Source organism: Paenibacillus sp. MT86 (genome assembly GCF_058792535.1).
On sequence record NZ_CM179499.1, the window covers coordinates 2738144 to 2750555 of the forward strand.

Sequence of the window (12412 nt, forward strand, 5' to 3'; positions counted from 1 at the left end):
TCGGACAATTGGATCAGATTGACGATTTCAGCCTGTTAAAGAATGGACGACGTGTCGCTGGCGGGGGATTTCTTGCCGGAAAACGAGCAGAATGGAGGACTTATGGCACAATTACCGGACGCTTATGTAAAGCGGTGGGATTATGACCAATTAGGGAGTGCAGCTCCCAAGCTGAGTCTTAAACAAATCGATAAAGGCACTTATCACTGCATAATGACATTTGAGCTGGATCAGGAGATTCGACAGGATGATTGGCAGCTGCGCCTGGAGCCTGCGTTCCAGCCGTATTTTCACTGGGCTCCTCATATAACGCCGACTTCCCGGCATGTGATGGATCAGCACTGCTTTCGGTCGCCTGCCCTCATTGCTCATGACGGCACCAGACTGCTCACACTGATACCGGATCTGGATCTGATCGCGAAGGATGCGGACGCTCGTTGGTACTTGGATCTGGATGCTCCGAACAACCAATTCGTCTTGGGAATGAGCCGGACCCGTGTGAGTGATCACGTGCTGTTTGAGAAGGTGGAGGGTGCTGCTTATTCGCCCGGAACGTTCTGCATCGGCTTCTACCTCATGACGTTGGAGGATGATCAAGCTGCATTGAACCCCTGGCGGCCGGTGCTGCAATTTTTATGGGAGCGATGGGGTCACTCCCGACTCCGTCAGGGTATCCATGACAGAGCTCCTCTCGAACACTATGTAAAACATGCGTACGACTGGGCTTTTCGCCATTGGAAAGATACGGTGTGGCAGGAATTCGAATGGAACGGACTGAAGGTCGGGGCTCCCGTATTCATTGCCGACGTGAGTCAAAGCCCGAATTATCCTGGCGTTCCGAACGAACGGGAAAGCCGATCGATCTGGAACCAAGCGTGGTTCAGCTCCCTTCGTTCAGCGCAAGGCCTCTATCGTTACGGTAAGAAACAGGATGATCCGGAACTGGTTCGCAAGGCCAGGCTCATGAAAGAGCTGGCTCTTGCTGCTCCGCAGCGAAGCGGGTTCTTTCCCGCCGTTATTGCGACGGAGATGAAGCGGGTGATGGTGGAGGGACAGGAAGTTAACCGGTCAGGTAGTTGGGACCATGCCTTCTGGGGGAATTCCAATCGCAATCCGGCCGATCCTTGGGGCTCGATCGCGGAAGCGCCTTACCATGTGCTGGACATGAGCTGGACGGCGCTGCTCATGCTTCGCTGGCATGATGAAATCGAGCCGGATCCAAGGCTCATGGAATACGCCGTACGCTATGCGGATGCGCTTCTGGCTCTTCAGGACGAGAAGGGCTATTTTCCGGCCTGGCTTGACCAAGAGACGTTAGCGCCGCTGGATATTCTTCGAGAGTCTCCGGAGACGTCGCTCTCCGTCACGTTTTTGCTGAAGCTGCACGACATGCGGCCGGATCCCACATATTTGGAAACGGCAGTAAGGGCGCTGGAGGTTGTCGTCAACGAGATCGTGCCGTCCGGCAGATGGGAGGATTTCGAGACGTATTGGTCCTGCTGCTCCTATGGCCGCGAAGAGCTCCCCGGCTGCAAGGTGGTTAGGAATAACATGTTCAAGCAGTGCAATTTCTCCATGTTCTGGACGGCGGAGGCCTTATTTCAGATGTACAAGACGACCGGCGAGATGCAATATCTGACACTCGGCACACGTGTGCTGGATGAAATGCTGATGACGCAAGCCTCCTGGCAGCCTCCCTATCTGTATGTTGACGTATTGGGCGGATTCGGCGTCATGAACTGCGACGGGGAGTGGAATGATGCGAGGCAAAGCCTGTTTGCCGAGCTGATCCTTCAATATGGCGTGGAATTGGACCAGCCGGAATATATTGAACGCGGTGTTGCCGCATTGCAGGCCTCTTTTGCCATGATGTATTGCCCCGAGAATATAAAAACAAAACAGCAGTGGGAACGGGCGTATCCTTTCTTTAACGAGAAGGATTACGGCTTCATGATGGAGAATTACGGTCATGACGGCGATGTAGGTGAGAACGGGCGGGGCATGGGGACTTTCACCATTTTTGATTGGGGGAACGGCGCGGCCGCCGAAGCTTACCTGCGGATCAAGGCCCATCTGGGTCAGACGTTGAAAGACCGGTACGGATACGATATCACACATTAAAGGAGCGATTACGGATGATGAACTTTAACGGGCTCAACATGCATCTCGGAAACTTATCCAAGCTGTCTAATGCGCAGACGAGATCCATCAGCGCGGAGAATTTTACCGGCGAGAAAGGAAAAGGGGGCATGGCGACGGACGGCACGGGTGCAGCGGCTTCCAGGGATCTGGGCGCGGGCTGGAAGGTGTCTCCTTCCGTGGAGATTATGCCGGGAGAAACCTTTACTATGGGTGACATTCAAGGCCCTGGGGCCATTCAGCATATTTGGCTGACCTGTCATCCGTCGCTGTGGCGCAATATGATTATCCGCATGTATTGGGACGAAGAGCAGGACCCTTCGGTTGAGGTTCCGGTGGGCGATTTGTTCTGTAACGGGTGGGGTGAACGTAGCGATGTCAATTCGATTCCGGTTGCCGTCAATCCGGCCGGCGGCATGAACAGCTACTGGCAGATGCCGTTTCGCAAGCAAGCCCGATTGACGATGGAGAATCGCGCGCCGGAAAAGGCGGTCCTTTACTACCAAATCGACTATACCCTGACGGACATCCCCGAAGAAGAGGCTTATTTTCATGCACAGTGGCGGAGAACGAATCCCGTTCCTTATAAGGACGTTTACACGATCCTGGATGGCGTGAAGGGACAGGGGCACTATGTAGGGACTTACCTAGCCTGGCAGGTGAACAACAGCGGCTGGTGGGGCGAAGGGGAGATCAAGTTTTATATGGACGGGGACCAGGATTACCCGACCATCTGCGGTACGGGAACGGAGGATTATTTCGGCGGAGCTTGGAACTGGGAACAGCCGATCGGTACGTACCGAACCTACTCGACGCCTTATCTGGGGATGCACCAAGTGCTGAAGCCGGACGGATTATATCGCAGCCAGCAGCGCTTCGGCATGTATCGATGGCATGTCATGGATCCGATCCGCTTCCAAAGCGATCTTCGCGTCACGATCCAGGATCTCGGCTGGAGGTCAGGAGGCAGATACCTGCCGCAGCAGAGCGATATTGCATCGACGGCGTTCTGGTATCAGGCGGAGCCCCATGCGCCATTCCCGGAACTACCGGATAACGATGAGCGGGAGGTTATATAAGCAGGCGCTATTGCTTAGCTTCCGGTATGGTGATAGTGTGAAGCCATGGACCCTTTTGCATCTGCTTGTCGGTTTCATGGTCGTTAATGGAGGATAGGATGGACAAACATACAATTTATACCATTGCAGATCGGGTAGGCGTATCTCCTTCCACGGTGTCCAGAGCCTTGTCGGGGAGAGGTTACTGCAGTCCCAAGACGAAGAGCAAAATTCTGGCGGCTGCCCAAGAAATGAACTATGCGCCCGATCATGCAGCGAAGATGCTGAAAATGAGGCAAACCAATAAAATCATTTTTGCCGTTCCGGATATATGCAACCCTTTCTATTTCGATATGATCAACGGCATCAATCAGGTGCTGGAGGAGCATGATTACCTGATGATTCTGTTCTACACCAAGCACAGGCTCCAGGAGGAGATGAAGGCGATCCAGACGCTTCGGGAAAACGTCGCCGACGGCATGATCATGGTGTCTTTCGATTTTGGAGAAGAAAATATCGGGGCTATCAATGCGCTGCAGGCTCCGGTCGTGCTGACGAATAAATACGTGTCGCCGGATGGCAGCGACCGCTTCGATTACGTATATGTGGATACGTATGACGGAATCAAGCAAAGCACGGAGCATCTGATCAAGCAAGGCCTGCGCAGCATCGCCTATGTCGGCGGTAATCTCAGCGAGCAGACCGGCCATGAGCGGTTCTGCGGGTATCGGGATGCCATGCTGGAGGCAGGAATCCCCTTGATTCCTCGTTTTATCGCCGAATCCGACTATACGGAAAGCGGCGGTTATGCGATGGCGAAAGCGTGGCTGCAAGGGCCCGACCACCCGGAGGGCATCGTTGCCGCGAACGATCTAATGGCGATCGGCGTCATGAAAGCTTGCGAAGAAGCCGGATTAAAAATTCCCCATGACGTTGCCGTTGTGGGCATGGATAATCTGGACATTGCCTCCCGCGTATATCCCAAGCTGACGTCCGTTGCTTTGCAGCAGGAGGAAATCGGCCGAAAAGCGGCCCAGATCCTGATGGATCGCATAATGGGAATTCCGAGGGAGGAGCGGGCCGTGAAATTGATGCCGCAGATGGTCGTGCGCGATTCCAGCGTAAAGATATGAAGCGAGGATGGAGTATAATGGGTTGTTTCCGAATGAACATGAACGTCATGATAAAGGCTCCATCATGAACTAGCATGCTTGCGTTGAATATGGTGTTGAACCGTTCCTAGCAGTACAACTGCCAAGAGAACGGTTCTTTTTTTTGTTGTAAGGAAATGATCTTTGGTGGGGAAGTCCCCAACCTTCGCGCTTGCGTGGTCGGGTTGGGGACTTTGTCGTGGACCAAGGATTTGTAGGATCATAGCGAACTGAGAAGCGGAGGTGTTCGCTGTAAGGGTAATAATTATTACTCCTCAGAGTAAAATTTATTGACTATTAAAGTAATTTAAAATACTCTATAAAGTAACAAGGAGGTTCACATTGAAAAAGTCCAATCGAATCATGGTTGTTGTGAAGGGAGAGAAACGGATGTCAACAATCCATAGTCTTCAACCGGATATTCACACGCTTCACGGATTTTTTAGCAAGGAGCTGGAACCGGCACTATATATTCAGTCCGGGGATACCGTGGTGTATCGAACCTTGGATGCGGGATGGGGACTTGCGAAGCGCTCTGCTCCGGGAGCGCCGAGAACGAAGTTTACGGAGCGTGCGCCGGAGCGGGTGGAGAAGCAGTTCGGGCATGCCTTATTGGGTCCCGTGCATATCCAAGGGGCTAAACCGGGTCTTACCTTGGAGATTCAGATCAACGAGGTCGTTCCCGGGCCGTGGGGTTGGACCTCTGCCGGAGGGTTTCCAAGCTATTGGAACGAGAAGCTGGGCATGACCGATACCCAGGAAATGACATTGGACTTTGAATTGGATGCCAAAACAATGACTGGCAGGAGTCAGTTCGAAAATTTCAAGTACAGCGTCGGACTGAAGCCATTCATGGGGATTATGGGCATGCCGCCGGAGGAAGAAGGTCAGCATACGACTTTTGTGCCGCGCCCTTATGGAGGAAATCTCGATTGCAAAGAATTAACCGCCGGGAGCACCTTGTATCTGCCGATTCCGGTAGATGGCGGGCTGTTCTCAACAGGGGATGGACATGCGGCTCAAGGCGACGGCGAAGTTAGCGGTCCCGCTTTGGAATGTCCCATGGAGAAGGTGAGCCTAACCTTTCATGTCCGTGACGACATGCCCATCAAGATGCCCAGAGCAAAGACGAGTACCGGTTGGCTGACGATGGGATTCCACGAGGACCTGGACGAAGCGATGTGGATGGCCTTGAGCGGGATGCTGGATCTCATGACAGAGCTTTATTCCATTTCGAGAACGGAGGCGTACGCATACGCCACCTTGACGGTGGATCTGAGAGTAACCCAGATCGTGAATATCCTGAAGGGCGTGCATGCATTTTTGCCTTTTGGCGCGTTGAGGTGAACGAATGCACCAAGTGTTGGTTTTTTTAAATGTAGATTTTATAGGAGGGCTCATGCATGCAGTTATACGAAACGATGGTCAATAACCATGGGTTACATATTCATGTGACGGAGGTACATCGGGAACTTAGAAATGAACAAAGCTCACTGGTTATCATCCCGGGGCTTTCCGAGTCGGCCGAGGATTATATCGACATTATGGAAAAAATGGTAACGCTGTCGCCCAGGCATATCGTTGTCATTACGCTCCGAGGCCGTGGCCGAAGTGATTCTCCTGATTCGGGATACACGCTCGAGGATCATATCAGCGATCTGGATGCGGCCATTCGCCATCTTGAACTGGAACAGTTCGTACTCATGGGGTACTCACGAGGGGTAGCCTATCAATTAGGTTATGCCATTCGGAACCCGAAACGCATTGAAGGTCTGATCATCGGAGACTATCCGGCGATACATACCCAGCTGCCAGCGGGATGGGTGGATTTCTTTGCAACGCTGCCGCCTTGGAGAGGGAAGAAGCTATTCGACCGGATGAAACCATCGGCCCTGCATGCCCTGCAGAAGGATTCCGCGAAGGTAGAATTTTGGAGCGACCTGTCCCGATTCACATGCCCTGTTCTCATTATACGTGGCGCAAAACCGCATCCCGGGTTATCATTAGAAGCAGTGGAACAATATAAGCTATCGCTGCCGCAGGCACGAATCGTGGAATTCGAGCAGCATGATCATAATATTTTCGAACCGGATGCGGACGAGTTTGTTCGCACCGCAGACTCTTTTCTGAGAGAGATTAAGAAGAAATCAATAAACTATCACAAGAAGGGTGTACGGACTTGGACAATCTGAAGCTGAATGTATCACTTTTACGACAAAGGGTTCCGAACCTGACCAGCGCGGCCAAATCCGTCGGATTGCGGCCCGCCACGGTTTCCAATCTATGTACGGGAAAAATACCCATAGGCCGGGCGGAAGTTCGCACCATAGCCGCGCTGGCAGCCTTGGCGAAATGCAGCCTTGACGAACTGATCCTGCGCGGGGAAAGTGTGGAGATGATCGAAACGGGCATTAAGCCTCTTGATCTATTCGCTCCTCTGGCAAAAGGCGGCACCGTCGGGCTGGTAGCTCGTCCCGGTATGGGGCAGCTGGTGCTGCTCGGGGAGTTGTTTCATCACTTCAAGCAGGAAGGGTATATGACGATTCTGCTGAAGCCGGAAGGGAACTATCCGGAGCTGCAGGATATGCTGAATGACGTAGAGCGGGTTGCTTCTTCAATAGAAGAAATCTATTCTATGGTATCGCATGCGAATACCGATAAAGAAATTGTGTTTGCCGCGGATCGGGAGCATGTCTTAACCGGCAAAATCTATGATCTACAGGAACGTTTTCAACAGGAAGGCATGCAGCAGATCACGACTTTTCTTGTGGACCTCAAAGGTGCGGTTGTTGATGAAGACATGCCTTACGGGCCGCTGGAGACGCTGTGGTATTTCGATGCCGATCTGGCGGCAAGACATCTGTTTCCTGCCGTGAACCCGTTATATTCCACCTCTTCCGTATTAGAAGGCGTTCATCTGGATCAGGCTCACTTAGCGGTCCAACAGCGGGCCCAGAAGCTGCTTCGCCGCTATCGGGAGCTTCGTTCGTTGGTTCAAGTACGAGGATTGGAGGCCATTCCGTCATCCGAAATGGAGGTTTATGAGCGGGGAGAACGGCTCGAAGCTTATCTAACGCAGCCTTTTTACGTTGCTGAAGCTTATACCGGACTGCCAGGCGAGCGGGTCCACTTGCAAGAGGCGCTGCATGACGTGCAAGCCATATTGAACGGCAGCATGGATCATCGAACGGTGGAGAGTTTATCCTGGATCGGGACGATAAAATAAGAAGTTAGTTGACCAAAGCTGAATTCCCTAAGTTTGTTCATCGGGAATATCGGCTTTTTTACATGATTTTGCATAATATAATCCGTACGTCCCATAGCTGATACGCAAAGGTCAGTATATAATATGTGCTAGTTTGTACCGTACAGATGGCAAGAAGTGTATTTAACAACTGAAACTCTGCTGATTCCGTACGGACACGAAACTATACATAAGGGAGAAATGGACATGAAAAGAAAAGGTTGGCTAATCGCATTTGCAGCGGCATTATTGTTAACGCTTATCGTAGTACCGGTTCAGCAGTCTTTTAGCGCAGAGGGCAATCCGACGGCAACGGCCATTACGCAGAGCGCCCTGAACAATCAGTTCCACTTGGATCACGTCGTGAAGATTTACGTGCCTTCCACCGTAAAGGGGGATATTCCCATCACGGATGCGGCTCACCAAAAGTTTGTCAATCAAGCGTTGACGAAGCTGTCCGGCTGGTTTGGCGGGGCAACGGCAATACCGGGCGAAGGGGCTTGGGTGGATAACAACAAAACCTTGATCAAGGAAAAAGTAACCATCGTGTACGCTTTTGCCGAGAAACTCGACAAGGATTCGCTCAATCAAGTGGTAGACTATGCGAAGAAACTCAAGGATGATCTTTCGCAATCTGCCATTTCGCTTGAGGTTGACGGTAAACTGTATTTCATTGAATAGCAGTCTCCGATCCATGAAGTGATCATAGGGGAGGTCTCCCAGCTGTCTGTTGTATGGCAGAAGAGGGAGACGTCCTCTTTATTATGTGTGGACTTGTTAGTAGAGAAACCTCCACAGATAAAAAGTGGCGTAAGATTCCCAGTTCGCCCATCCTGCGGACAACTCCAGAATCTCCCTCTTCGTCGGTTTCGCCTCCAGACCCAGCAGATGTTTGATGGCATTATGCAGTCCCACATCATCGATGGGAAAAGCCGCCGGCATTCGTAAACAGCGCATCAGCACATAATTGGCCGTCCACGGTCCGATGCCGCGGATGCCGACCAGTTGTTTCTCCGCTTTCTTTAAGCTGCCTGCTTCCAGCAGCAGTTCTTTCGTTAATTTTCCATCCGTCATAAGCCCAGCTACTCCGAGGAGATACTCGCATTTTTTCACGGTCATCCGAAGTCCACCAAGATCTTCAACACGCAGCGGCGCGATGTCCTCAGGCCTTGGAAACATCCAGTAAACCTCGCCTTCACACTCGATGCGTCTGCCGAAGGCCTCGACGAAACGCCTTTTTAGCGTATACGCGTAAGCCAGGTTAATCTGCTGTCCCAGAATGCCCCAGCATAAAGCCTCGAACAGATCGGGAATGCCCATGTTGCGAAGCCCGTAGAAGGACTGGACGGCTTGACTGAGCAGGGGATCGGTCTCTGCCATCGAATAGAACGGCACTAAATCGGTGTTTAGATCGAACCAGTCCCGGACATAAATGGCTACCTCCGCCCGCTTGCTTGGTTCGGTCGGGGTGGTATTCCCCAAAAATCGAACCAGGATCGCTTGCGCTTGATTCCTGGCGCTGACTTCGATCACGGCAACGTCATCTTCAAGCGGGATCGCCCGGTAGATGCTGTCGTTCCGAATCGTAAAGAGACATTCATTCGGCGATCTTTGCAAATAATTGAGGTTCTCCTGAAAGCTGAATTCCTTCGGCACGAATAGCTTTAGCGTATGGATATGATCCTCCCAGCTGTCCTTGGGAAGCCGTTGTTGTTGGTCCATGGTATACGGCTTGTCGCCGCGATTGTAGTCCGGTTCATGCATGATCATCGTTTCCTTTCGTTCCTGATCTACTCTATACTAGTTGTACCATAAACGCGGACCTCATAATTTTGTTATCTTGCTCTTATATTCCAAAAAGCGTACAACCGGATCTTCCTGTGGTTATAATGTTAGCGGAGGTGAGGAAACGTGGCAAACCGGATACAACCGACCGAAGCCCAGTGGAAAGCCATTATCGACAATGACAAGGACAGTGACGGCCAATTTTTCTACGCGGTGCAGACGACGAAAATCTTCTGCAGGCCATCCTGCAAATCCAGGCCCCCGAAATTTGAAAATGTGCGCGTGTTTCGAACCGCGGATGAAGCGAGGGCCGAACGCTTCCGGCCATGCAAAAGGTGCAAGCCGACCGGCGAGCGCCTGCCGGACCACGAATGGATCGAACTCGTTGCCGAGTATATCGATGCGCATTATACGGATCATTTGACGCTGGATGTCTTGGCGGATGTAAGCCACGGCAGTCCGTACCATCTGCACCGGATTTTTAAGCGGGTCAAAGGGCAGACTCCGATGGAATACATTCAGGATTACCGGATCGGCAAGGCCAAAGAGCTTCTTGCGAATACCAGCCTGGCTATTTCGGATGTCGGCCATCAAGTGGGCATAGAGAACACGGCTTATTTTATCACGCTGTTTAAGAAAAAGACGGGAATGACCCCCCTAAGCTATCGAGGGCAATATATGAACAATACGAGTGCGGAGGTGCATAATCATGAAATCTAATCATTCGATCATTAGCTGGACACGATTGCGGCATGATGACTGGAACATATATATCGCGGCCACGCCGCAAGGTTTATGTTATATCGGATCACCGGATAAACCGTTCAAAGAGCTGGAGGAATGGGTGAACGCGAAATTTCCTGGCTGTGAACTATTCCAGAATGATGAGGGCATGCAGCCATATGCCGCCGAGCTGGCGGACTATTTTCAGGGGAAACGGGAACGGTTTGAGTTCGCAATGGATTACAAGGGTACCGATTTCCAGATGGCGGTATGGAATGCACTGTGCCAGATCCCGTATGGGCAAACCTTCACGTACTCTGACATTGCGCACCAGATCGGCAAGCCGGCGGCTGTGCGTGCTGTTGGTGCGGCTATCGGGGCGAACCCGCTGCTCATCACCGTGCCTTGTCATCGGGTAATCGGCAAAAGCGGCGCATTGACGGGATATCGCGGGGGACTTGAAATGAAGACAAGATTGCTGCAATTGGAGCGAATGAACGTCTCCGTGAGGGAGATGAAGGAGTATGCCTAATCCTTTGCTGCAGCGCATAAAGAATCTGGATTGGCCTGCCGTACAGGCAGCTTTGGATGAACAGGGATATGCGGTCATTCCCAAGCTGCTCTTGCCCGAGGAATGCGCAGAGATCATAGGCACGTATACGGAAAAGCAGCGTTTTCGCAGCACGATCCAAATGGCCAGGCACCGGTTCGGACTGGGGGAGTACAAATATTATCAGGCGCCGCTTCCCGAAACGCTGCAGCAGCTTCGGGAAGGCTTGTATCCTGAACTTGCGCTGACGGTGAACCGCTGGTTGAGCCGGCTAGGGCATGAAGAGAAGTATCCGGCAAGTCTGGATGAGTTTCTGGGGATGTGTCATGCCCAAGGTCAGGAGCGGTCAACGCCGCTGATTGTAAAATATGAAGCTGGCGGATATAATTGCCTGCATCAGGATTTGTACGGTGATGAGTTCTTTCCGTTCCAAGCGGTCTTTGTGCTGAATGAGAAGGAAGTCGATTACACGGGCGGGGAGTTTCTGCTGGTGGAGCAGCGGCCGCGGGCACAGAGCCGGGGACATGCGATCGCCTTGGATCAGGGAGCGGGACTGATCTTTCCGACCAACCATCGTCCGGTGCAGGGAACAAGGGGATATTACCGGACTACGCTCCGGCATGGCGTCAGCACGGTCACGTCGGGGACAAGATACAGCCTGGGGATTATTTTTCATGACGCGAAGTAAAGGAGCTGGATGCGCATTCACTCATTCGTAATGAAAGGAGGGAAGTCGTATAATAGAAGAAAGTATAGGAATGAGGTGTCCCAGGTGAAACATGAAGTGCTTTATAAAACGCCGAAGACCCTGCTCAATAAAGGAACCGGTTTCCTGAATGGATACAGCCATACCTTGAATCCGTATACAGGATGTACCTTCGCTTGCTCCTACTGCTACGTCCGGCAAATGCCGGTTTCGATATTCCGAAATCAGGAATGGGGAAGTTGGGTTGACGTTAAGCTCGAATCTGCTGCCATTCTGCGTAAAGAACTGAAGCGTGCCAAGTCCAAGGGGCCCGTCACGATCTTCATGTCATCCAGTACCGATCCCTATCAGCCGATTGAGGCCAAGGAAGAAGTGACCCGTGCCTTGCTGGAGGCCATGGTTAGCGAGCCGCCGGATTTCCTGCTGGTGCAGACGCGCAGTCCGTTGGTCCGACGGGATATCGATTTGCTGCAGCAGTTAGGAGCACGCGTGCGGGTAAGCATGACGGTCGAGACCGATCGAGAGGATATTCGCAAGCATTTTACGCCTTCCGCTCCGCCGATCCAAGCCAGACTGAAAAGCCTTGAGCTGCTAAGAGACGCAGGTATACCAACGCAAGCAGCGATTGCTCCCGTCCTTCCAAGCACGGAGGCATTTCCTCAGATCCTCAGACCGCTCGTCAATCGCGTGTGCATCGACGATTATTTCATGGGGGACGGCAGCGGAGGCAAACGTACGAAACGGCTGCCCGTTCAGGCATTGTACGAGAAGCTTGGTCTGGAAGAATGGTATGATCCCGCCGCCTATCAGGTGGTCTACGATCGATTCAACAGGGCGTTTCCGCAAGAGCAGCTATTTGTCAGTCAGAAGGGTTTTGAACCTTAAACGTTAGATGGCTCGTCTAGCAGATGAGCGCTTGCTGTGTAAGATGTTAAATGAAAGAGTTTAAAAGGTAAGGACCGGGAGATAGCTTCCGGTCTTTTTATCATGCCGAGCAGTAGATGATTATGGTATGATAGGCGAAAATCACCAGTCAAACGTAGAGGAGCGAATGAA

General features: G+C 52.0%; 12 protein-coding genes. 11 read left to right on the top strand and 1 reads right to left on the bottom strand.

The genetic code is table 11. The features are described 5' to 3' along the window. Positions 1 to 102: 102 nt before the first annotated feature. The 7 genes from AC3RCL_RS12115 to AC3RCL_RS12145 all read left to right on the top strand — a co-directional run bounded on the left by AC3RCL_RS12115 (position 103) and on the right by AC3RCL_RS12145 (position 8273). Complete coding sequence (locus AC3RCL_RS12115; RefSeq protein WP_492535445.1) at positions 103 to 2121, top strand: hypothetical protein; 2019 nt, start codon at positions 103 to 105, stop codon at positions 2119 to 2121. A 14-nt stretch (positions 2122 to 2135) separates the two neighbouring features. Continuing rightward, positions 2136 to 3218 (top strand): glycoside hydrolase family 172 protein, encoded by a 1083-nt coding sequence (locus AC3RCL_RS12120; protein WP_145037917.1) that lies wholly within the window; start codon positions 2136 to 2138, stop codon positions 3216 to 3218. 98 nt (positions 3219 to 3316) lie between these two features. Further along, positions 3317 to 4330, top strand: a complete 1014-nt coding sequence (locus AC3RCL_RS12125; protein WP_015735988.1) for a LacI family DNA-binding transcriptional regulator — start codon at positions 3317 to 3319, stop codon at positions 4328 to 4330. A 408-nt stretch (positions 4331 to 4738) separates the two neighbouring features. Continuing rightward, the gene (locus AC3RCL_RS12130) at positions 4739 to 5695 is read left to right on the top strand and encodes an acetamidase/formamidase family protein (RefSeq protein ID WP_492536325.1); all 957 of its coding nucleotides are present in this window, start codon (positions 4739 to 4741) and stop codon (positions 5693 to 5695) included. Between the two features lie 56 nt (positions 5696 to 5751). Continuing rightward, a complete protein-coding gene (locus AC3RCL_RS12135) occupies positions 5752 to 6540 on the top strand; it encodes an alpha/beta fold hydrolase (protein WP_492535446.1) in 789 nt (262 codons plus the stop codon). After that, a complete protein-coding gene (locus AC3RCL_RS12140; protein ID WP_492535447.1) occupies positions 6528 to 7574 on the top strand; it encodes an ATP synthase beta subunit C-terminal domain-containing protein in 1047 nt (348 codons plus the stop codon). The genes AC3RCL_RS12135 and AC3RCL_RS12140 overlap by 13 nt, the downstream gene beginning before the upstream one ends. A 225-nt stretch (positions 7575 to 7799) precedes the next feature. Then, positions 7800 to 8273 (top strand): DUF3574 domain-containing protein, encoded by a 474-nt coding sequence (locus AC3RCL_RS12145; protein WP_492535448.1) that lies wholly within the window; start codon positions 7800 to 7802, stop codon positions 8271 to 8273. A gap of 96 nt (positions 8274 to 8369) precedes the next feature. Here the strand turns inward: AC3RCL_RS12145 and AC3RCL_RS12150 are convergent, their stop codons facing one another. Then, positions 8370 to 9356 (bottom strand): DNA-3-methyladenine glycosylase family protein, encoded by a 987-nt coding sequence (locus tag AC3RCL_RS12150; protein WP_492535449.1) that lies wholly within the window; start codon positions 9354 to 9356, stop codon positions 8370 to 8372. Positions 9357 to 9503: 147 nt separating this feature from the next. Here AC3RCL_RS12150 and AC3RCL_RS12155 point away from each other — a divergent pair, with 147 nt between their 5' ends. From AC3RCL_RS12155 to AC3RCL_RS12170, 4 genes are all read left to right on the top strand, one after another. Then, a complete protein-coding gene (locus AC3RCL_RS12155; RefSeq protein WP_213579028.1) occupies positions 9504 to 10097 on the top strand; it encodes a bifunctional transcriptional activator/DNA repair enzyme AdaA in 594 nt (197 codons plus the stop codon). Next, on the top strand, positions 10087 to 10632 hold the full coding sequence (locus AC3RCL_RS12160) for a methylated-DNA--[protein]-cysteine S-methyltransferase (RefSeq protein ID WP_213579027.1): 546 nt from the start codon (positions 10087 to 10089) through the stop codon (positions 10630 to 10632). The genes AC3RCL_RS12155 and AC3RCL_RS12160 overlap by 11 nt, the downstream gene beginning before the upstream one ends. Beyond that, the gene (locus tag AC3RCL_RS12165; RefSeq protein ID WP_492535450.1) at positions 10625 to 11338 is read left to right on the top strand and encodes a 2OG-Fe(II) oxygenase; all 714 of its coding nucleotides are present in this window, start codon (positions 10625 to 10627) and stop codon (positions 11336 to 11338) included. The genes AC3RCL_RS12160 and AC3RCL_RS12165 overlap by 8 nt, the downstream gene beginning before the upstream one ends. Positions 11339 to 11422: 84 nt before the next feature. Next, positions 11423 to 12241, top strand: coding sequence for an SPL family radical SAM protein (locus AC3RCL_RS12170; RefSeq protein WP_492535451.1), 819 nt, complete (start codon positions 11423 to 11425; stop codon positions 12239 to 12241). Positions 12242 to 12412 lie beyond the last annotated feature (171 nt).

Bases quoted from the DNA above. Each gene is read 5' to 3' on its own strand.
- AC3RCL_RS12115 (WP_492535445.1), top strand. From the start codon at position 103: ATGGCACAATTACCGGACGCTTATGTAAAGCGGTGGGATTATGACCAA.
- AC3RCL_RS12120 (WP_145037917.1), top strand. From the start codon at position 2,136: ATGATGAACTTTAACGGGCTCAACATGCATCTCGGAAACTTATCCAAG.
- AC3RCL_RS12125 (WP_015735988.1), top strand. From the start codon at position 3,317: ATGGACAAACATACAATTTATACCATTGCAGATCGGGTAGGCGTATCT.
- AC3RCL_RS12130 (WP_492536325.1), top strand. From the start codon at position 4,739: ATGTCAACAATCCATAGTCTTCAACCGGATATTCACACGCTTCACGGA.
- AC3RCL_RS12135 (WP_492535446.1), top strand. From the start codon at position 5,752: ATGCAGTTATACGAAACGATGGTCAATAACCATGGGTTACATATTCAT.
- AC3RCL_RS12145 (WP_492535448.1), top strand. From the start codon at position 7,800: ATGAAAAGAAAAGGTTGGCTAATCGCATTTGCAGCGGCATTATTGTTA.
- AC3RCL_RS12150 (WP_492535449.1), bottom strand. From the start codon at position 9,356: ATGCATGAACCGGACTACAATCGCGGCGACAAGCCGTATACCATGGAC.
- AC3RCL_RS12160 (WP_213579027.1), top strand. From the start codon at position 10,087: ATGAAATCTAATCATTCGATCATTAGCTGGACACGATTGCGGCATGAT.
- AC3RCL_RS12165 (WP_492535450.1), top strand. From the start codon at position 10,625: ATGCCTAATCCTTTGCTGCAGCGCATAAAGAATCTGGATTGGCCTGCC.